Below are 18,705 nucleotides of genomic sequence, written 5' to 3'. Positions count from 1 at the left end.
TACGCCCACCATATCGCGTTACTTGTGCCAATGCTGCCTAATGGCGCACCCGGCAGGACTCGAACCTGCGACCATCCGCTTAGAAGGCGGATGCTCTATCCAGCTGAGCTACGGGCGCCTTGTTAGCTGTACCCTTGGAGGACTACAAACTAAGTGCTTTCCAGTCGTTCGAAACCGTAATTTCGTTCGACCTTCTTAACCAGTGCTAGGCTGTGCCCGACAAGTGCGACGAATAGTATAGAGCGCCCCGAAGGTCGTCAAATCCTTTTTGAAAAAAATTCATTTAATTAAAGGGCTTAGGGGAATTTGCTGACCAAGCGCCTTTGCCCTCACCGTTTGACATGCGAGAATGCGTTCTCTTTTTTTCCCCTCTCGATGGTTAATCACGCGCAATGACTGCACAACTAATCGACGGCAAATCAATCGCCGCCAGCCTGCGCCAGCAGATCGCCCAACGGGTAGCCGAACGTCGCGAGCAAGGCTTGCGCACTCCCGGCCTCGCGGTGATCCTGGTCGGCAGCGATCCTGCCTCTCAGGTTTATGTCTCGCACAAGCGTAAAGACTGTGAAGAGGTCGGCTTCCTCTCTCAAGCCTACGACCTGCCTTCCGAAACCACTCAGGAAGCACTGACCGATCTGATCGATCGACTGAACGACGACCCGGCAATCGACGGCGTTCTGCTTCAGCTTCCTCTGCCGGAGCACCTGGACGCCTCCAAACTGCTGGAACGCATCCGCCCGGACAAGGACGTCGACGGTTTCCATCCTTATAACGTCGGCCGCCTGGCCCAGCGCATTCCGCTGCTGCGCCCGTGCACCCCGAAGGGCATCATGACCCTGCTGGAAAGCACCGGTGCCGATCTGTACGGGATGGACGCAGTCGTTGTTGGCGCATCCAACATCGTCGGTCGCCCGATGGCAATGGAGCTGTTGCTGGCCGGTTGCACCGTGACCGTCACCCACCGCTTCACCAAGGATCTGGCCGGCCACGTCGGCCGCGCCGATCTGGTGGTCGTGGCCGCCGGCAAGCCGGGCCTGGTAAAGGGCGAGTGGATCAAGGAAGGCGCGATCGTGATTGACGTCGGCATCAACCGTCAGGACGACGGCAAACTGGTCGGTGATGTCGTGTACGAAACCGCCCTGCCCCGCGCTGGCTGGATCACTCCCGTCCCGGGCGGCGTGGGTCCGATGACCCGGGCCTGCCTGCTGGAAAACACCCTCTACGCCGCAGAAACCCTGCACGCCTGAGTCGCGTTTTCCGTACTCCGAGAACCCCGCCCTGTGCGGGGTTTTTCATGCCCTCGAAAAAACCTTTACCGTTCGCCGGAAACCCCTATTTTTACAGGGCTTTTCACGACTTTTTCATGCCTTGCGGACAACCATCGACAGTTCTTCAACCATACTCCTACTATTATTTTTGGGTTTTGCTATGGTTTGCTGAGTGGCAACACCCAATGTTTATTGGGGGTTGCCTACCCTGAGGCACCCATCAATCTGCTGTAAAACACGTCCTGTGGTACAAAAATTGGTACGAGATGCTGTCGCTCCCAGCCACTGTCGCTGAGAGATTCACAACCGGTGCAAACCGCTAAGGAATCTTACCCATGCAAACAAATTCTGTTTTTCTTGACCAGGCCCGGGAAAAGGCGAACGCAGCCTTCGATCGGCATTGCGCCCATTGGGAGCGGCTCGAATCAAATCCCTCGCACACAGAGAAAGATCTAGCCGTGTGGCTTTCTGTTCGGGATGAGTTCTACGTCGCACAGGCAAAATTTGACGGCCTGATACGCCGAATTACTCGCTGATCAAGGAGCCATAGCTTCACTTTTTTGGTCACCTTGAGCACCACCATGTCAAGGTGACTTCGGAATTAACGTAAGCTACTGATATAAAAGGGAAACCAATCAGAAATCGCAAGGTAAAAAATCGCCATTACCCCCTATAAGAATCAACAACTTAGAGCTGTATTTTCCTACAGTGCTTTGCACTCCTACGGCGTTCTGCCGACACACACCAATCCCAAATCCTACAGCTCGTCGCCTCACCCTCGCCCGCCTGTCGCGCCTCGATTACTGTATATCCAAACAGTACACAGCAAGGCACTCCCGTGGATCCCATCTATGTAGAAGAAACCGACGACTGGCTCGGCTGCCCGACGCCGCTCGAAACCTGCCGGCATCAGCTCGCGCTCTACGAAAATGAATTCGAGGAGCTGAACCGTCAGCTCCGCGAAGAACGGGAGCGGATATTCAAGCTGGTCGAGATGCACGCCGAAGCCGTCCAGCAGCGGGACGGATATATGGCGACACTGCGTGAAAAAGCGGCAGAGACGGCATTGCTCCGCCGAGAAATGTCCAGCCTTCGCACGTCGGCAAACGCGCACAAGAAGGAAGCGGCCACCCTTCGCGGAATGCTTGAAGGGCTGACACCCCAGACAAAGACAAGCATCTAGCGGCTGAGAGACAAAGTCCTGACGTAGGCCTGGCACGCCTGCAAAGCAATCAATCCCCGATCACCTTCGTCGGTGATGGCGACAATTCGTTGAGCATGCGCTGGGTCAAGTTGGGCGCGTATGGTTGCATGATCCACGCCGCCGGGGCCGGCGGTGGCAGGCACTGAACAGCCACCGGCTGAACCCGCATCGATGAGGACTGACAGCCGCAGATCAGAAGTGGCAAGGCGATCGCGCAGAAGAGCCTGGTCTTTTTGGGCATTGGTCATTTTCTCGGAGTGGGTTTTGTCAATGGCCGCCAGCCGCTGCTCGAGCGCCAGCCGCTTGTCCTGCTCGGCCTGCTGCGCGGCGACGGCTGCCATGGTCAGCTGATTGAGGGTTTCGGCGTGAAGCCGGGCCTGCTCCGCCAGATGCCCTTCGTAGCGCCAGTCCTGCACCTGCCAAGCCAAGGCAGCGCCGGCGAGCGCCAGCACCACCGCGCCGATAACTCGCCACGGTACGACCATCACGGCACATCCTTGAAAAAGACGTGTCCGCCCAGCTTCAGGGTCTTCTTGGCCTTCGCCGCCCAGCCGGGCGCCGTCTTCATGCTGAGCGCGTAGTAGTGCGTGGCGCCGCCGGTCGGATCCGGCACCTTGCCGTCGATCACCTGGTCGGCAGCGATCCGGCACTGCGCCAGCTCGCGGAACGGGATCTCACGCGCGCCACTCAGGAATGGATAGTTCGGGTCACCCTTGTTCCAGCAACTGAACTGGTACGGCTTCTGGCACACACCGGCGTAGCCCTCCCCCCACCATGAATTGGTCTTGCCGTCGAACACGCGGTTGCGAATCGTCCAGGCCACGGCAATCTTTCCGGCCAGACTCTCGCCGCGCGCCTCGCCCCACAGGGTGCGAGCAAGGACGTCGCGGTCTTTCTCGGTTACAGGCATCACTTTTCTCCAGGCAAAAAAATACCCGCTCGACGGCGGGTTGACGTGGTTCAGCTGATTACGCCGGGCGGGATGGCCTGGCCGATGGTTCCGGGAATCCCGGTGCTCCGTCCTTCCAGCCTCGAACGGCGGTGCGGTACTCGCGCCATTGCTGAACCGTTCCGGGCATGGCCGATGGGTCGCCGTCCTCAAGCGCAATGAGCTGATCGGTGATGAACGCCACCTCGGCGGTGCGCCAGGCGTCCTCGCCCGCGATTTCGCTGAGTCGGTCCCAGTGCGCCTGCTCTTCGGGAGTCTGGCTTTCAGGCGGCTGCGGCGCCGGACTGGTACTGAACACGCCGCCATCTACGGAGACGAACAGGAAATTGCCGGCCTCGATGCTGGCCACGGCCTCGGCGTATTGTTCTTCGGTGATCTCGATGCCGCCCTCAATGGGTGCCGTGCTGATCTGGTTGGTTGCTGCGTATGGCATATGAACCTCGATTAGAACCAGCGGCCGACGGACGAAAACCAGAACAGATAGCTCTGTGCTGTCGTGGAGCCCAGCGCAAGGTTTGGGGTCTCTGTCGCTGGAGAGCGGCCCATGTTGATGAACGCCCCCAAATACAGGTTGGTCGAAGATGTCAGCGACTGGCGTGTTGCATAAAGCTGGTTCCCGGTTGCGGATCCGCCAGTGAAAAACGCAAGGTCGCTGGACGACGATACGTTTCCTACAAATTCCGCCGGGCGGGCAATCGCTGGTGCAATAAATGCTCCGGGGCCCACCGCCACGTTCGCCTGCCGGGTGCCGTCAAAAGTCATCTGCCCATTGGCGTACAGCGTTTTCCTGTCGCCGGTGGTGGTGTCGATGGAATAGCTCATCACGGCACCGGTCGGCACGCCCGCCGCTTGACTGACCGGACCCACAATATCTGCCACCGCCGCTGACTTGAGCCCGAGCCCAGTTCGGGCCGTGGCCTGCGTGGTGCCGCCCGTGCCGCCTTCGGCTACCGCTATTGCGCCGCCGATCGGCCGGGTAACGAACTGGCGCCAAGCCCCGAAATTCCCATTATTCTGGACGCGGGTGTAACAGTTGTCGGTGAGCAGGCCAGTCGCAAACTGCTTGGAATAACCGGCAGCCGCGTGGTTGATCACGTCAAGGTAAGCCGACTCCGGCACGTTGATACCGCCACCGTTGAAAACATAGCTGGCTGGCACTGGGAGTGCGTTTGCATCGACGCTTGCGGCTTGAACGATGTTCGCCCCGCCGTTACGTCCGTAGTCGCCGACCTTCGTCATGCGACCCGCTGTGGTGTCGAGACGACTGGATGTTGGCACCAGCCCCAGAGCAGTTTGCGCAGCTGCCTGCGTCGTCGCCCCGGTGCCGCCTTTGCTAAGCGGAAGCGTGTCGTAGTTGCCGGTCGTGCCCAGCGCGGCCAGCTTGGCACCGTACTGATTGACCAGCGCCCTGAGCGCGTCGGCCGAGTCCTTGACGTAGCCCTGCATCGGCGCCAAAGCGTAGGCGCCGGCGGCGTTGGTTGCGCCCAGGTAGATCGGCGCGATCGACATCGCGGTATCGCTGGCGATGTTGATCACCTCATACCAACCACCGTCTGGCCCACGAAAGGCATCACCAACCCGGGCATTCGAAATGAAAGCCGTGCCAGTACCGATAACCGCGTTTGAATTTTGGACGACAGAAACCGTCCCGGTTTTGTACCAGGGCATCGATTATCTCCAGAATGGTTTGAGATCAGGCCAGCAATTTGGCGCAGAGAAATGGCCGGTGGCCTTGGTCAGTCCAGGCGGTGAACGCGAGGCTGTACATCAGGATTCGGCCGCCAGCGTAGTCGACGCCAAGGGCGCAACCACCGCCAGACCCTGCGGACTGGCAGTTCATCGTGAACGGGTTCAGCGATACGTACTCACCGGCGCCGAGGCTTTTGCCTATGCCCCAGATGTAGCGGCGACTGACGCCCAGCTGTTCCATACCGAGGTATGTCCAGTTGCCAGCCGCAAACGTCACCAGCACGGCCGGGGCGCCGCTGTCGTAGACAAGCGCACCGTCAGGCCCCCAAAGGCGCATGCCGTATGCGGCCGTCCCCATAGATGCCCAGGCAGCGACGAAGTAGGACCCGCTCAAAGTCCCGTCGACAACTGAAGCGGCCATTGAGAAACCAGTCCAATTTCCCGGCCCGCCGGTGAACCAGACCGATATCGGCACCTGAATCGATCCCGTCTGGTTCGGACGGATAAAGACCATTGGCGGGTCCTGACTCGTTACCGCCCGAGCGAATGCCCCCGAGGCGGTTCCGTTGCCGGAGTACGTCCCCTTGGTGAGGACGCAGAGCCTGGGCGCCTCGGAGTCGATTTGAACAAAGGAGTTGTCATTGATGCTCTGAAATCCATAGCTCATGTTCCGTACCTGATTGCGTATCCCTTTGCCACGACGCTTGTGCCGATGTCAGTAGCGCTCGCTGATGGATTTCGGAACCGGACCACAACCTGCCCGACCGACACAGTGACGTATGGGTAGGACTTGCTGTTGGCCTGGCCATCCGTTTCCGACGTCTGCACGTCCTGTGCGCGCGTCGGGATGATCATGAACACGCAGTTCGCCGGGTTGAACCCCGGAATGTTCAACGTGTAACTGGCCGTCGGAACGCTGAAATCGAGAACGCCCTGCCACAACACCTGGTAGGTGAAGCTGTTGGTGTCCATGGCGAGCTGACCGCTCTCATCAAACACACGCAAGCCAAATGAAGCCATTGATCACCCCAGGTACCCGAGACGGACGCGCAACACATTGTTCGCGTCGTAAACCGAGACGTTCAGCGAGTTGATCACCAACCGACCCTGACCTGGGACGATGCCGTTGATCTCCAGCGTTCCGTCTTTATTGAGAATCCAGCCTTGCTGGCCGGCGATGTAGTTGGTGGAGCTGATATAGCTGCCAATCTTGGCGTTGGTGATCGTGCCATCGGCGATGAACGCCGAGTTCATGAACACCTGGCCACCTTGAACCGCGAACGGCACCGACACCGCGCCGCCTGCAATCGAGTTGACGATGGCGAACCGGTCGGCACTGACAAGGAACTGGCTTTGCAATCCGGCCGGGCCGTTTTCAATGCCAAGGCCGATCCCGGCAGCGATGTACTGCCCTGTGCCGGAGTTGTATTGCATCTTCACAGACCAGCTCGCAGAGATTTTCCCGTTCACGTCATTGACGATCGACGTGTTCTGCTCAATCGCCGTTTGTTGCTCGCCGACTTTCGTCGTCAGCTGGGTGATCGACTGCGCGGTAGCCTGCTGGTTGGTTGCCACGACCAGATCGAGCGTCGTGATGTTGGCCGCGTTTTCGCCAACCTTGGCGTCAAGCGTGGTGGTGCGCTGGGCGAGCGCTTCATTATCCGAAGCCCGAACTTTTTCCTCTGTGGCAATGGCGGCCGTGCTACTCCAACCCTTCAGCGCATCCGCGAGATCGCCCTCCCCGTTATCGTCCCGCGAAGAAGCGCGCAGCGCTTGGAAGGCTGTCGCCTGCGCCGTGACCACGCCGTCGAGCTCGGTGATCTCGGCGGTGTTGGTCGCAACCTGTTGGGCCAGGCCATTTGCCGTCTCCACGGTTTGGCCTACGTCCAGCCAGTACGCTGGGTTCGGCGGCGGCATGTTGATCGGTACCGGACCGGTCGCCTGATAGATTCGCTTGCCGACCACCACCAGGTCGTACTCTTCGTAGGTGGCATCCGGGTCGTAACCCTTCAGGCCGTCGAGCGCATCGATCTGCGCCTGCAGGCCGGGGATCTTGTCGATTTCGTCGAGGATGTCCTGGCCAAGCTCAGTGCGGCCGATCTCACCGGCGATCATTTCGAGAATCGCCGCCGCGTCCGCACTCGACTGCCCTTGCACACCCGTACCGATGGGAAACCACGGGCCGATGTTGCCGATCTTGTCGACGATCCGGCCCCAGAAGTAGAAGGTGACGCCAGCCTTCAGACCCAGCATCGAAAAATCGCTTTGCGGGTACGCAAGGTCGGTCAGTTTCGTGGCGGCCTCCAGACTGGTGGTCGGTCCGCACCAGATTTCAGTACGCTGGCTGTCCTCCGCGCCAGCCGGGAAACCCCATTTCAGGTAGATGCCGAACAGCAGTGGCGTAGCCGTCAGGAAGCTCAGCGCCGGCGGCAGCCCCTGCTTACCGCTGAGATTGGTCAGGATCGAGTTGCGCCAGGTCGAAGTGATGTCGTACGCGCTCACCGCGCGAACGCGAGCCACGTAGGCGCCGGCGTAAATACCGACCACGTCCACGTTGGTCATCCCGGTGCGCTGCACCTTGATCCAGTTGCCGCTGTCTTTGCGCCACTCCACGTCATAGCCGACTGCGCCGTCCACGGCGGGCCAACTGATGGTCATGGTGGCCACGGCCAGTCCCTGCACCACCGACGACGTCGACGCCAGGGTGACGCTAGCCGGCGGCGGCACCACGGTGATCGGAATAACGCTGATCGGCCGCTCTTCCAGGCGTGCGCCGGTGTCGATGTGCGCGAACTTGCTCGGTTCGAACTGCAAGGCGCTGATTTCGTAGTCGCCCTCGGTCGTGCGCTTGGTTCGCAGGACGCGATACAGCGGGATTGCCAAGTCATCGGCATCGAGCGCCCATTGCAGCTGCACCACCGGCGGCTCGCTGTAGGCGACCGTTACAGTGACGGCGCGGCCATTGACGCTCTGCACGGTGCGACCTTCAGCACGCCCGCCGGGCAGGTTGATGATCAGCCGATCACCGGCCTTGGCCTGGGTATCCCGATCGAGCGTGATGACCCGCCCCGCTACCGCCGAGATCCGGCCGCCAACTTCACGGCCCGCCAGCAACGAGTCCGCCACTGGGATGATGTGGCCGGGCAGCGGAATGACGCCCTCCATGCCGGTCTTGAACGACACGGTGCGGTCCTGATTGTTGCTCAGGATCGCCCACTTGCCACGGCGCTGGGCCTCGGAGGCGCGGGTGCAGCCAATGGCGCTGAGCTCGGTCGGCCGGTCGCCGTAGCGGCGCTGCAGGTCCAGGTCGGCGAAAGGAATGACGTCTGTGTCGTAGTTGTTGGCCGGGTTGTCGTAGCTGACCAGGGCCCGGGTGTATCGGGTTTTCGCCGAGGCACTGCCGTACGAGAACTTCCCGTCTATGACGTTGGCCCGGGTGAAGACATAGTCGAAGTCCTGCGCGCGCGGCATGTCGGCCTGCATCACCAACTGGCCCTGAGCCCAGTAGGTCATGCCCCGGTAAATCGCCGAGATGTCGCGCAGCAGCGACCAGGCATCAGCCTTGCCCTGCAGATTCATGTCGCAAAGGAAGCGCGGTTCCTGGCCGCCGAGCCCGTTCGGCACCAACTGGTCGCAATACTGGGCGATCCGGTACAGCTCCCATTTGTCGACCATGAACGGCTTGATGCGCTTGCCCAGGCCGAAACGCTCTTCAGTGCAGATCCCGTAGGTGATCCACGCCGGGTTGTTGGTCCAGGCCGACTTCATCGAGCCATCCCACGTCCCGGTGTAGGTCCGCAGGATCGGGTCGTAGTTGCTCGGCACCATCCAGCGCCTGGCCTTGCACTTCACGGTTACGGCCGGGATGTTGGTGAACTGCTCGGCGTCGAATTCGATGTAGAGCAAAGCGGTGTTCGGGTAGCGCAGTTTGGCGTCGATCACCTCGGTGTAACCGGCCACCAGCATGGTGTCGGCGATCTTGTTGCTGTTCTGGTTCGGCGTCAGGCGGCGCACGCGGATCTGCCAGCCCGTGGTGGCGTCCGGTAGATCGATGCGGCGCGATCGCTCGTAGCGCGTGGTGGTTTTGCCGTCGACCGCGTCCACCAGCACCTGCTGATAGGCGCCGCCATCGGTGGCTACGTCGATGGCATATTCGATCCGATAACCGCCGATGTTGCCCTGGTCATCCGAACGTTGAAGCGCTGGCCATGCCAGACGCATACGCACGGCCGACAACTGGGTGTTGGTGATCGAGCGCACCCACGGCGCATCACTGCGCAGCTCGATGTTCAGCGACGTCTCGTTCTCAACGGACGGGATGCCCGGGATGTAGGTCTGATCCACGGAACCCGGGCGCCAGTCCCACTTCACGCCCGGGAAGTTGTAGTTGCCGCTGGCATCGCGGATCGGCGTGTTGTCCAGGTAGATGTCGTACTCGGTCGGTACAGCGTCGAACTCACCCTCGCCCACGGCGATCAGCAGCTTTGCCAGGTTGGTCGAGCGCAGGCTGTCGCTGGCTTCAACCGGCGACTTCGGCTTGCTGCTGCCGCCCTTCTCGCCGTAGATCTCGATCTGTTCCGCTGCGCCCATGCTTTCCTCCAGGCATAAAAAAACCGCCTCACGGGCGGTTGGTGTGCTGCTTACACTTTGTCTTCGGCCAGGATCGAGGCCGAGATGATCATCCCGCCCCACCGGCGTTCGCCGATGCAGATCGGTACCGGGTTGCCGCTGGCCGTGGTGTTCTTGGCGCTGCCGAAGGCGTAGGACGGTGCGTTCTCGGGGGATGCGCTTTGCTTTAGGCCATTCGCTTGAGGGCTTAGGAGCTGCACCACACCGCCGATAGTCAAACCAACACCAGCTGAAAACAGACTTGGACCAGCACCACCGGCAAAAAATGAGGCAGCGATCAGCACTACCCCGATAATGGTTTGAAGAACACCAGCACGCTTGCTGCCAGAGATAACTGGGACAATGCGGATTTCTTGCGTACCACCCAAGGCAAAGTCTTTCTCGCCGACATTCTGTCGATTTCGGAAAATCGCGAATCGCATGCCTCGGCGGTCTAGATTTCTGATCGCATCTTCAAATCCATCGATTGTGCACTTCAAGGCCTTGAATGCTTCACCAACGGACTTGCTTCCCAGCTCTCGGTAATGCACCCGCCCGAAAATCTTTGCCAAAGGCCCCGACAACAAAATAGTTGTCATCGAATTCAAGTTTGCTGTTGCCGCCACGGGTTTTCTCCTGACGAAAAAAAACCGCCAACTGGCGGTTCTATAAATTTGAATTTGTCACAGGCATTCGCGTACGGCAGCCTCAAGCTCGCCGCGGCCCCACATCTTCGACCATGGCATACGCTGATATAGGGAGACTTTGCTGCCCGCGCCAGTGCTGATCACTTCAAGCACCTCATCAGTCATCATGTCGGTGGCCACTACAAGGCGATAACCATTCTCTGTTTCGGACATAGTGGAAGTTGAGCGCTGATCCTGCCAGCGAGGGAAGACGCAAAGAGCGTACTTCTTCGCCGACTTATTCGTCGAAGCGGTAATGGTTGGATCGTTCTTTTTGATATCGCCGGGCGATGAACACCCCGCCAACAGCGCCAACGCCAGCGCTCCTACTATCAATTTCATGCAGGTCACTCCTGTGGAAATGGCCCACGATATCACCGTGCATCCTTGTGGCGCAGCACCAAACGCGTTCGCTCGAGCCACGGGCCACCGAAAACAATGACCTCGGACGGCCTGCCATAGAGGTGGTGCAACAGGAACGGGCCGGGGCCGAACGTCGCGGCATCCTCCCCAGGCAGTACCGGATCGACGCCGAGGAAGATCCCTGCGTGGTTCGGGTAAACCGTGCGCCCCACTTCCATCACGATCATGTCGCCGCGCTGCGGCTGGTCGACGCGGTAGAAGCCGGCGGCCTCGTAGTTCGCTTCGTAAAGGCTGGTGTTGTCCTTGCTCTCCCACCAACCATCGGCGCGTTTGAAGGCTTCGAACTCCAACCCCCATTCGCGCTTGTACCAGTCAGCACAGACTTGCCAGCAGTCCCAGGCGCCGTGCACGAATGGCCGCTTGAGCAGCGGCACCTCGCCAGACGGCATGACGGTACGCAAGTCACCCTCGGGCCAGCTCAGGATGTGCCAGGGCATGGCTGTTGCCTCGCACATGGCCAGGTCGCGCGGTGACGGCCTGCTGGTGGCGTCCGGATGCGAATGCACTACGCCGATCACTTCGCCGATGTCTTCGGCCGCCGCGTATTCCTCCGGGTCGATTCGAAATTCCTCGTTCGGCTCGGTCGAGACGTTGCGGCACGGGTAGTACTGCTGTTTGCGGCCCACGGCAATCAGCAGCCCGCAGCACTCTTTCGGGTACTCGGCCGACGCGTGCGCCTGGATCGCGGTCAAAATGTGTTTGCGCATGTCAGCTCCGTGCGATCAGCGAAACGGCCGGGAAGCCACCGAACGGCAAGGGGTTGCCCTCGCCGAAGCGTGGAATGCACCCCTTGCCCAGCGTGGCGTCACACTCGTCAAGCTCAGGGTTGTCAGTAACGACGCCGTCCTTGGTCACGTACGGGCCGGTGTAGCCGCAGTTCGGTCCTCGGTAGCCGCCGGTAAGGCACCAGTGGCACAGGGTCGTGGCCTGCCGGCCGATTGACTCGTTACCGACGTCGCCCGGGCTGGCCAACTCCCAACTGACATTCTCCCCGTCCTCGTTCGTTTTCTGGTCGATGTACCAGACCTCGATCGTCTCCTGGGTCGGATCTGCCGTTGGGTTGCCGGCCGGGAAGTTCGCCGCGTCCAGGTACGTGCCCAGCGTGTGGCGCATCGTCAGCTTGAACTCGAGCAGATCCTCGAACGCCAGACAGAGCGCAGTGATTCGACCGTTGACGTTACCGATCGACAGCGTGGGCCGCACCGCGGTGCCGTCGCCGTTCGCCTCGATGCCGTCGATCTGCATTGGCCAGGCGCCGTACTCATTACCCTGCCAGTAGATCGCCTTCGCGAGCAACTGATCGGCATTGGCACCGGCGGCGATCAACTCGGCCGCCGTGTACGGGATTGAATGCCCGTGGAAGCGCAGAACATCCGCGCCGTAGTCCGTGCCGTCCAATTCAAAGAGCAGCACTTCGCTGCCAGGCTCAAGCACCTGGATGTCACTGATCAGCGGCATGATTGCCCCTTATGGAAGAAACGATTGCGTGAATGTTGTAGCGAGGGAGTACATCCCGGCGCCGAGAGGCGTGACGGACGGGGCGGTCGCCCGGAAGAACGAGAGCTCACCAAGGGGAGGTGTCCAGAAGAACGATTTGTTACCAGCGTGTCGATCAAGAAAGTCCTTGATCTGACGCGCTACAGCTTCCTTTACAACGAAAGTAAGTGGCCACTCGTCCTCTCTATTGTTCGGACCATCGCCAACGGTCTGCTCATACCCGTTTCCGAACTTCGAGGTTCGGTTCCGGTACTCCGGTGCGCTGGTGGGGGACACCAGCGGGCACCAGGTGAATGTCTCAACGGCCATTTACAAGCCTCCAGATCTGCCCGCCGGGCTGGGTTTCTTTGGCGATTTCCTGCTGGGCACCGCGCCTTGCAACATCGGCATAAGCCTGGCCAAGCGCCTGCGAGTCATGCTGTGAAGTTCCCTCGCCAGCGTTCTGCACCTGAAACGACTGATTGATAACGATCTGCCCAGTCGCGGCCGGTGCTGACGACGAACCGCCAGAAAGGCCTACATAACCGCCGTCCGCATAACCGCGCTTGTTCAGCCGCGTCAGGTATTCCTTCATCCCCGGCTGATCCACCACTTCCTTGCGGATGACCACTTCCCCGCCGTGCACGATGCCGGCCGGTTCGTATTTACCGCCCGGGCCGGTGTAGCCACCATCGTCGAAGCCTTTCCAGTTGGATAGGACGTCAGCTGAGTAGCCGGCGGCGGTGCTCCCTGCCGATGCCGCTGCGCCTCCGCCGCTCCCGAAGGCCGCACCGATCGCGCTCCCGGCAATGCTGGAAAACACATTCGAGGCGGCCGACTGAAAGGCCATTTTTGCCATCATCCGCGCAAAGCTTTTTGCGACATCGCCGAATGTTTTGTCAGTACCAAACGCCCAATCCACAGCGGCATCTGTCAGACCGTCATACAGCGACGTGAAGGCCGACTTCGCCTGCCCGGCTACATCCCGAGCCTGTTGCAGGTAATTGTCGAAGGCCGACGACGAACCCAGCTGCCAGTCGCTGCGGGCTGCGTCTTCGTCCTCGTAGTACTTCGCCTGCATGGCCAGGCGCTGGTCGAGCGCCGACCGCAGCGCCTGGGTTTCCTTGTCGTACAGCTCGGTGCTGAACTGGTCCTTGTTGCTCTTGTTGTAGTCGGAGGTGAGCTTGTCGAGTTGCGACTGATACGACAGCTGGATGTTGCGCTGTTCCTGCAGACGCTTGCGTTGCTCGTCGCCCAGGCCGATCCCGGCCAGGTTGTTGTCCAGGCCCTGCTGTGCGCTGGCGAGCTGGCTTTTCAGGTTCTCGTCGAACGCCGCCAGCTTGCGGCGGGTTTCCAGCCCTTTCTCGCGCAGCGTGTTCTCGGTTTCGAGTGCCGCGTTACGCTTGAGCTGGGCGGTGATCAGCTCCTGGTTGGCCAGCAGCGACTGCTGTTCGGCAGTCAGGGTTTTCTTGCCCTTGATGTCGGCGAGCTGCTGCTCCCACTCGACCAGTTTTTTCGCGTTCGTGCCAAGGGTCTGGCTCGCCGCCGACTGGTCGCCGATCAGTGCGCTCTGCTGCTGAAGGACGGCGTATTGCTGTTTCGCCTGATCCAGCGCCTTGATACCGGCGTTTTCCTGGTACTTCGGCGTCTTGGCGGCCTTCGGATCCTTGTATTTCTCGTTGATGGCGGCGATGTCTTTCGCCTGCTGATCCGCAGAGATCAGCAGCGAGTTGTCACCTTTGGCTTTGGCCTGGGTAACCCGACGCTCCACCAGCAACCGATAATCAGCCAGTTCACGCTCACGCTTTACCGAATTGCTCTCGGTTTCCTTGCGGAGTTTGTCCAGTTTGAGCTGGTCATCCAGCGCGGCCTGTTGCTGCTGCTGAGCGTACCCTTTTGCGGCGGCCCGACGATCCTGCTCGGACTTGAGCAACAGTTTTTCGGTTTTCTCCCGCTCGAGCGCTTCCGTGCGGAAGCTGTCATCGGGTGTCAGATTGCCGAACGGATCCGCCGGCTTTCCTCTGGCGTTGCGCTTGTTGCGCGAGGCTGCGTTCTCGGCGATCGCATTCAGTTGCTCGTCGAGCTTGGCGATCTGCTGGTCGAGGGTTTCTTCTCGCCCAACGTTCAGCGCAGCATCCCACGCGCCCTTGGCGGCGCTCTTGACTGCACCCCAGCTCGCTTCGAGGTAGCCGAGGTTCTGCTTGATGGACGTGGATGTCCGATTGAGACCGTCCTCATAGGTGGCGGTCGCCAGCGCGGCCGCTTCCTGAGTCCTACCCTGTTCCTGCAACGACTTGATGTTTTCGTACGTGGTCGCGGTCAGGAAGTTCATCGACTCGTTGAGTTTCAGAATCTCCGCGACCGGGTCCTTGGCGATCTTCTTGAAGTTCTCGACCGTTGTACCGGCCGCAATCCCGGTCGCCGATTCGAACTTGATGGCGGCCTCGGCGATAGATTCAAAAGCCGCGACCGGAATCCGGGTAGTCGACGCCAGCAGCGCAAGTACCTCGGACGCTTTGCCGACCGTGCCACTTACACCCGAAACCTGACGCGCCATCGACGCCAAACCGTTCGCAGTGGTGCCGGCCGTGTTGCCCGTCATCGCCAGCGACGTATTGAACGCGGTGGCTTCGTCGGAACCCTGCTTGTAAGCCAGGGCCAGCACCGCCGCCGCTGCCGCCGCGACCGTGAACGGATTCACCAGACCCAGCACGTAACCGCCAAGGGCTTTTGCCGCCGGCACCACGCCGCCGAACATGTCCTTGAGCTGGCCGCCCTGCTGCAGGAAAACCGTCAGCGGATTCTGACCGGCCTGCAACGACACGGCGATATCGGTGAACTGGGCCGGAACTCCGCGCAGGTTGTTTGCGTACTGCTTGGCGGTCTGGCCATTCTTGGCCATGACCCGGTCAACCTTCTCGACCGCGTCGCGCTGTTCCTTCAGCTTGTTGAGGTACAGGGTGAAGTCGGCATTGTCGAGCCGACCGGCTGCGCGGTGTTTGCGCAACTGCTCTTCCATTTTGTCGAGGCGGCCGTAGGCCCCGATCACCGGGTCAATCTGGCCAACCAACTTGTCGAGCTGGCCAGCCTGATAGGCCGCTTCCTTGGTGGCCGACTTCAGCGCACGCTGGGCACGGTCCATACCCTTTTCAAAGCCGCCGGTGTTGGCCACCAGATCGACCGTCAGTTGGCCAAGTGAATCAACCGCCATAAATCACCTCTTGACCGACTGCAGCAGCCTGAACAGATCCTGCGCAGAGGCTTCCGCCTCTTCCACCACCTCGCCACGCTTCGGCAGAAAGTCGTCGAACGTAGCCTTGCCGCCGTGCAGGTTGTTGAGAATGGTGGCGAGCAGGGCAAAACCCCGCTCGATCTTCAGGCCCAGATTCAGCGTGCCGTTTTGCTCGCGATAAGCCATCCACGAAAGCGCCTCGTTGTAGCTGAGGTTGGCCTGCGCTTCGGCGACCGTGCGCCCGCCGATGCCGTTGAGCGCCAGCTCATGCCAGAACTCTTCGGCGGGCCCTATTTTTTTGGCTGATCTTCCTTCACCGCACCGTTGGCCTCGGAAATGGCGTTGAGCAGCACAATGGTCAGCTCGGCCGACAGCGGGCCGTGTCCGGACGATTCGGAACCGAGAACGTCCTCGACAGTGAACACTGGCGTGCCGTCCTTCTTCAGGATGTTGGAGGCGATGCGTGCCGCCAGCCGATCGGCACCCTGCCCTTCGTTCTTCCAGCCTTCGGTCAGCTCAACGAACGACTCCTGCCGAACGTAGATCGAGGCCTTCTGAACTTTGCCACCGGCGTGCCATGTGATGTCCTTCTTCACCGGCGGCGCGACAAATGCGCCGGCCGCCGTCAGTGCTTTAATGCTGAGATCCATGGGGCTTCCTTATGGGGTGATGACTTTCGGGACGAACACCGGATCGCCGGACACCTGGATGCCGACGGTGGACTTCACAACGTCGTTCAGCGCGAAGCTGAACGGGAAGCTGTTCATGTAGCCCTCGAAGGTGATCCAGGTGCGGGTCGCCGGCAGGTTGAAGTCGACACCGGCGTCGATCACCGCGCTTGCCGTAGCACCGGTGCCAGCGCCGCCAGTGAACGCCACGGTCGGAGGCGAGGTGTAACCGCTGCCAGGGTTGGTGATGGTCAGCCCGGTGAGCTCGCCGCCAGAAACAGTTGCGGTAGCGGTCGCACCGGTACCGCCACCGCCAGTCAGTGCGACAGTCGGGGCCGTGGTATAGCCGCTACCTGGATTGGTGACCGCCAGCGCCGTCACCGAGCCTGGCTGGCTGATGGTTGGTGGAATGCCCACCAATTCGCCGTTGCTGTTCAGAACTCGGCCGTCAGACCAGCCGATTGCCCACAGCAGCTTGGTGCCAGCTGTCTTCAGCTGGTGAAGGCGAACGTGCGCCGGCGATTGCGGGTCGATGTTCAGGCCGAAGGAGGCCGAGCCAGGCTCAGCCAGACCGGCCTCATATTCCCGGGCGCTGGAGTTCATGCAGGTGGTTTCGATCTGCGCAATGCTGGTGTCAATCCCGTCCAGGGAGGTGAAGCAGCCAACCACCAACAACGTGTTGTTGGCTGGGTCGATGGCATAGAGGTCCGTGCCTTGGGTCTTGATGGTCAATTTAAACTCCCCGATTTCCTTCGAAATCACTTGTGAGCGGGCATAAAAAAACCCGCCGAAGCGGGTCGTTCTTTCAGGTTCCGCCTACTGGCTCACAAGCCAGGCGACGTCGAAGCCTTTGCGGTAGTTGTGCGTGTCCTTGTCCTTGCCGTCGACGCCAAAACCGGTGATGTAGGCATGCTGCGCGATCGCGTTGCGCATTGCCGTCACAACAGACGATGCTGCTGACGCCGTATCGGCGTACACATCCACCTGCAGCCCGTAGCGATCAGTATCTGGCACACCGTTGACGTAGTTGATCGGCGATCCGCTGACAACTTGCCAGACCGCGTATGGCTTGGTTGTGCCTTCCGGCGCCTCGCCATGCGGGTACAGTCGCGTCGGCCCAGTGCCGAGCAGGGCCGTGACCGCCGGCGCGGCGGCGCACACCGTGAAAATGGGTGCAGTCATCAGTTCACCCCCAACTTGATCAGCTGGTACTTCGCCGAGCTGAGGAATTCCTTGAACAGCGCCTCGCGGTTGTTGGCCAGGGCTGGTCGGAGAAACGGTTTTGCCCGGTTCTTCTCGGTGCCCAGTTCAACCCACCACCAGTAGAACGTGTTACCGCCCTTCTGGCCGCGCTTGCGCATGCGCACGCCCACAGAGATGACCACGGCACCGACTTCCTCGCCGATCGCCTTGCGCTCGATCATGGCGAGGTTCGCCGGGATGAAATTCGCGGTTTCCGGGTCATCGATCCGCGCCGCTCGGTCTTTCGCATCGAGCAGGACGATGTCCATCGCGTCCTTTGCCGCCGGCAACACCACCTTGCGGCGAATTTCCTCGGTCAATCCTTTGAACCTGGCGGACAACTCGTCTGCGCCCTTGAGATTGAACCGGACATAGTCACCCATCGTTCACTCCCGTCTTGGTTAGGATCGTGAGGTACTCCAAACCGGATTCCCGATCAGGCAGAGGCTCGCCCTCGATGCTGTACACCTTCCCGCGATGTACGATCCGCATGGTTGGCAGCAGCCCAGCCCAATGACGAATCACAAACCTGACCGTGGCCTGAGACTGCGCCGCCTGCGCGGCGAACAAATCTTTGGAGCTCAACGGCTCGAAGTCAGCCGGCACCCTTTCGCGAACTGGCCGCCAACCCGGGATCATTTCTCCATTGTTCGGATCTTGCACAACGGCCTTTTCTTCAAAGTCGATTCGATGCCGCAAGCGACCTGCTCTCATGGCGTTGTCTCGACTGGTTCAGGACCTGAGAAGTTGCGGGACGACCACAACAAAGACTCAACCCCAAGAGGCAGCTTTTCGCCCTTGACGCCGATCTCTACCGCCTCCCGATTCGCGAATGAATGCCCAAGGAGCAACAGCAGCGCGGCCTTGAAAGAGGCAGGAAAATCACCGACCTCAAGGAGCTTGTCGTTGTCGCAATACCAGAGCGCCCAAGCCAACGCAGATTCCGCGTAGAGCGTGATCAGGTCATCCTCGTCCTCGAAATCAACGCGCAGGTGCTTCCGCATCAGCTCAATTGAAAGCAGATCGGAAACGGAGACAGTCATTTTTTTGCACCCGACTTTTTAGAGCTTGTGGTTGTCTGCGTCGGTGGCGTTTGATCGGTATCCGCCTCAACTTCTTCAGCGAGATCCATTCCTATCAAGGCCTCGGCATATTCGTCCGCCACATCTCGCACTTCGAACTGATCAAAGTTGCCCGCGTGGTAGTGCGAGAACTGCCGCAATGCGCGAATTCTGGTCATAGCAATCTTCCGGGGCAGTT

The 18,705-nt window shown here is 60.4% G+C and carries 24 protein-coding genes and 1 tRNA gene; 3 read left to right on the top strand and 22 right to left on the bottom strand.

Annotated features, from left to right (window positions below):
• Nucleotides 1-41: 41 nt before the first annotated feature.
• Nucleotides 42-118: transfer RNA gene (locus AC1RT4_RS01020), tRNA-Arg, on the bottom strand.
• A 274-nt stretch (nucleotides 119-392) separates the two neighbouring features.
• Between AC1RT4_RS01020 and folD the strand changes: the two genes are divergently transcribed.
• The 3 genes from folD to AC1RT4_RS01005 all read left to right on the top strand — a co-directional run bounded on the left by folD (nucleotide 393) and on the right by AC1RT4_RS01005 (nucleotide 2,451).
• Complete coding sequence (gene folD / locus AC1RT4_RS01015) at nucleotides 393-1,247, top strand: bifunctional methylenetetrahydrofolate dehydrogenase/methenyltetrahydrofolate cyclohydrolase FolD (protein ID WP_085608325.1); 855 nt, start codon at nucleotides 393-395, stop codon at nucleotides 1,245-1,247.
• 356 nt (nucleotides 1,248-1,603) lie between these two features.
• Nucleotides 1,604-1,804 (top strand): hypothetical protein, encoded by a 201-nt coding sequence (locus AC1RT4_RS01010; protein ID WP_493082974.1) that lies wholly within the window; start codon nucleotides 1,604-1,606, stop codon nucleotides 1,802-1,804.
• Nucleotides 1,805-2,106: 302 nt separating this feature from the next.
• Nucleotides 2,107-2,451, top strand: coding sequence for a hypothetical protein (locus tag AC1RT4_RS01005; RefSeq protein WP_493082972.1), 345 nt, complete (start codon nucleotides 2,107-2,109; stop codon nucleotides 2,449-2,451).
• Here AC1RT4_RS01005 and AC1RT4_RS01000 read toward each other — a convergent pair.
• From AC1RT4_RS01000 to AC1RT4_RS00900, 21 genes are all read right to left on the bottom strand, one after another.
• A complete protein-coding gene (locus AC1RT4_RS01000) occupies nucleotides 2,448-2,957 on the bottom strand; it encodes a lysis system i-spanin subunit Rz (RefSeq protein ID WP_493082970.1) in 510 nt (169 codons plus the stop codon). The genes AC1RT4_RS01005 and AC1RT4_RS01000 overlap by 4 nt on opposite strands.
• Nucleotides 2,957-3,382: a cell wall hydrolase gene (locus AC1RT4_RS00995; protein ID WP_493084410.1), complete on the bottom strand. Its 426-nt coding sequence runs from the start codon at nucleotides 3,380-3,382 to the stop codon at nucleotides 2,957-2,959. The genes AC1RT4_RS01000 and AC1RT4_RS00995 overlap by 1 nt, the downstream gene beginning before the upstream one ends.
• Nucleotides 3,383-3,440: 58 nt before the next feature.
• The gene (locus tag AC1RT4_RS00990) at nucleotides 3,441-3,854 is read right to left on the bottom strand and encodes a hypothetical protein (protein WP_493082968.1); all 414 of its coding nucleotides are present in this window, start codon (nucleotides 3,852-3,854) and stop codon (nucleotides 3,441-3,443) included.
• An 11-nt stretch (nucleotides 3,855-3,865) separates the two neighbouring features.
• Complete coding sequence (locus AC1RT4_RS00985; protein WP_493082966.1) at nucleotides 3,866-5,089, bottom strand: pyocin knob domain-containing protein; 1,224 nt, start codon at nucleotides 5,087-5,089, stop codon at nucleotides 3,866-3,868.
• Nucleotides 5,090-5,114: 25 nt separating this feature from the next.
• A complete protein-coding gene (locus AC1RT4_RS00980) occupies nucleotides 5,115-5,777 on the bottom strand; it encodes a hypothetical protein (RefSeq protein ID WP_493082964.1) in 663 nt (220 codons plus the stop codon).
• Nucleotides 5,774-6,130, bottom strand: coding sequence for a hypothetical protein (locus tag AC1RT4_RS00975; protein ID WP_489104456.1), 357 nt, complete (start codon nucleotides 6,128-6,130; stop codon nucleotides 5,774-5,776). The genes AC1RT4_RS00980 and AC1RT4_RS00975 overlap by 4 nt, the downstream gene beginning before the upstream one ends.
• A gap of 3 nt (nucleotides 6,131-6,133) precedes the next feature.
• The gene (locus tag AC1RT4_RS00970; protein ID WP_493082962.1) at nucleotides 6,134-9,700 is read right to left on the bottom strand and encodes a TipJ family phage tail tip protein; all 3,567 of its coding nucleotides are present in this window, start codon (nucleotides 9,698-9,700) and stop codon (nucleotides 6,134-6,136) included.
• A 50-nt stretch (nucleotides 9,701-9,750) separates the two neighbouring features.
• Nucleotides 9,751-10,317: a tail assembly protein gene (locus tag AC1RT4_RS00965; RefSeq protein WP_493084408.1), complete on the bottom strand. Its 567-nt coding sequence runs from the start codon at nucleotides 10,315-10,317 to the stop codon at nucleotides 9,751-9,753.
• An 84-nt stretch (nucleotides 10,318-10,401) separates the two neighbouring features.
• Complete coding sequence (locus AC1RT4_RS00960; RefSeq protein WP_493082960.1) at nucleotides 10,402-10,746, bottom strand: hypothetical protein; 345 nt, start codon at nucleotides 10,744-10,746, stop codon at nucleotides 10,402-10,404.
• 32 nt (nucleotides 10,747-10,778) lie between these two features.
• Nucleotides 10,779-11,534 (bottom strand): C40 family peptidase, encoded by a 756-nt coding sequence (locus AC1RT4_RS00955; protein WP_493082958.1) that lies wholly within the window; start codon nucleotides 11,532-11,534, stop codon nucleotides 10,779-10,781.
• Nucleotide 11,535: 1 nt separating this feature from the next.
• Nucleotides 11,536-12,285 carry a phage minor tail protein L gene (locus tag AC1RT4_RS00950; RefSeq protein ID WP_493082956.1) on the bottom strand — a complete coding sequence of 250 codons (750 nt, stop codon included), beginning with the start codon at nucleotides 12,283-12,285 and terminating at the stop codon, nucleotides 11,536-11,538.
• 9 nt (nucleotides 12,286-12,294) lie between these two features.
• Nucleotides 12,295-12,633, bottom strand: coding sequence for a phage tail protein (locus tag AC1RT4_RS00945; protein WP_493082954.1), 339 nt, complete (start codon nucleotides 12,631-12,633; stop codon nucleotides 12,295-12,297).
• Complete coding sequence (locus AC1RT4_RS00940; RefSeq protein WP_493082952.1) at nucleotides 12,623-15,514, bottom strand: phage tail tape measure protein; 2,892 nt, start codon at nucleotides 15,512-15,514, stop codon at nucleotides 12,623-12,625. Before AC1RT4_RS00940 ends, AC1RT4_RS00945 begins: the two co-directional genes overlap by 11 nt.
• Before the next feature lie 3 nt (nucleotides 15,515-15,517).
• Nucleotides 15,518-15,784, bottom strand: coding sequence for a phage tail assembly protein T (locus AC1RT4_RS00935; RefSeq protein ID WP_493084406.1), 267 nt, complete (start codon nucleotides 15,782-15,784; stop codon nucleotides 15,518-15,520).
• A 41-nt stretch (nucleotides 15,785-15,825) separates the two neighbouring features.
• On the bottom strand, nucleotides 15,826-16,185 hold the full coding sequence (locus AC1RT4_RS00930; RefSeq protein WP_230732605.1) for a phage tail assembly chaperone family protein, TAC: 360 nt from the start codon (nucleotides 16,183-16,185) through the stop codon (nucleotides 15,826-15,828).
• A 9-nt stretch (nucleotides 16,186-16,194) separates the two neighbouring features.
• Nucleotides 16,195-16,935, bottom strand: coding sequence for a phage tail tube protein (locus AC1RT4_RS00925; RefSeq protein ID WP_493082950.1), 741 nt, complete (start codon nucleotides 16,933-16,935; stop codon nucleotides 16,195-16,197).
• Nucleotides 16,936-17,019: 84 nt separating this feature from the next.
• Nucleotides 17,020-17,385 (bottom strand): DUF3168 domain-containing protein, encoded by a 366-nt coding sequence (locus AC1RT4_RS00920; protein ID WP_493082948.1) that lies wholly within the window; start codon nucleotides 17,383-17,385, stop codon nucleotides 17,020-17,022.
• The gene (locus AC1RT4_RS00915; RefSeq protein WP_230732616.1) at nucleotides 17,385-17,828 is read right to left on the bottom strand and encodes an HK97-gp10 family putative phage morphogenesis protein; all 444 of its coding nucleotides are present in this window, start codon (nucleotides 17,826-17,828) and stop codon (nucleotides 17,385-17,387) included. The genes AC1RT4_RS00920 and AC1RT4_RS00915 overlap by 1 nt, the downstream gene beginning before the upstream one ends.
• Complete coding sequence (locus tag AC1RT4_RS00910; protein ID WP_493082946.1) at nucleotides 17,821-18,159, bottom strand: phage head closure protein; 339 nt, start codon at nucleotides 18,157-18,159, stop codon at nucleotides 17,821-17,823. The genes AC1RT4_RS00915 and AC1RT4_RS00910 overlap by 8 nt, the downstream gene beginning before the upstream one ends.
• Nucleotides 18,156-18,488 carry a head-tail connector protein gene (locus AC1RT4_RS00905; protein WP_493082944.1) on the bottom strand — a complete coding sequence of 111 codons (333 nt, stop codon included), beginning with the start codon at nucleotides 18,486-18,488 and terminating at the stop codon, nucleotides 18,156-18,158. Before AC1RT4_RS00905 ends, AC1RT4_RS00910 begins: the two co-directional genes overlap by 4 nt.
• Entirely contained in the window at nucleotides 18,485-18,685 is a 201-nt protein-coding gene (locus tag AC1RT4_RS00900) for a hypothetical protein (RefSeq protein WP_493082942.1), read from the bottom strand. The genes AC1RT4_RS00905 and AC1RT4_RS00900 overlap by 4 nt, the downstream gene beginning before the upstream one ends.
• Nucleotides 18,686-18,705: the final 20 nt, after the last annotated feature.

The sequence above is a fragment of the Pseudomonas sp. GW821-FHT11D10 genome, assembly GCF_058808435.1.
The sequence above is the reverse complement of the archived record's forward strand: the minus strand, read 5'-3'. Positions and strand labels throughout refer to the sequence as shown.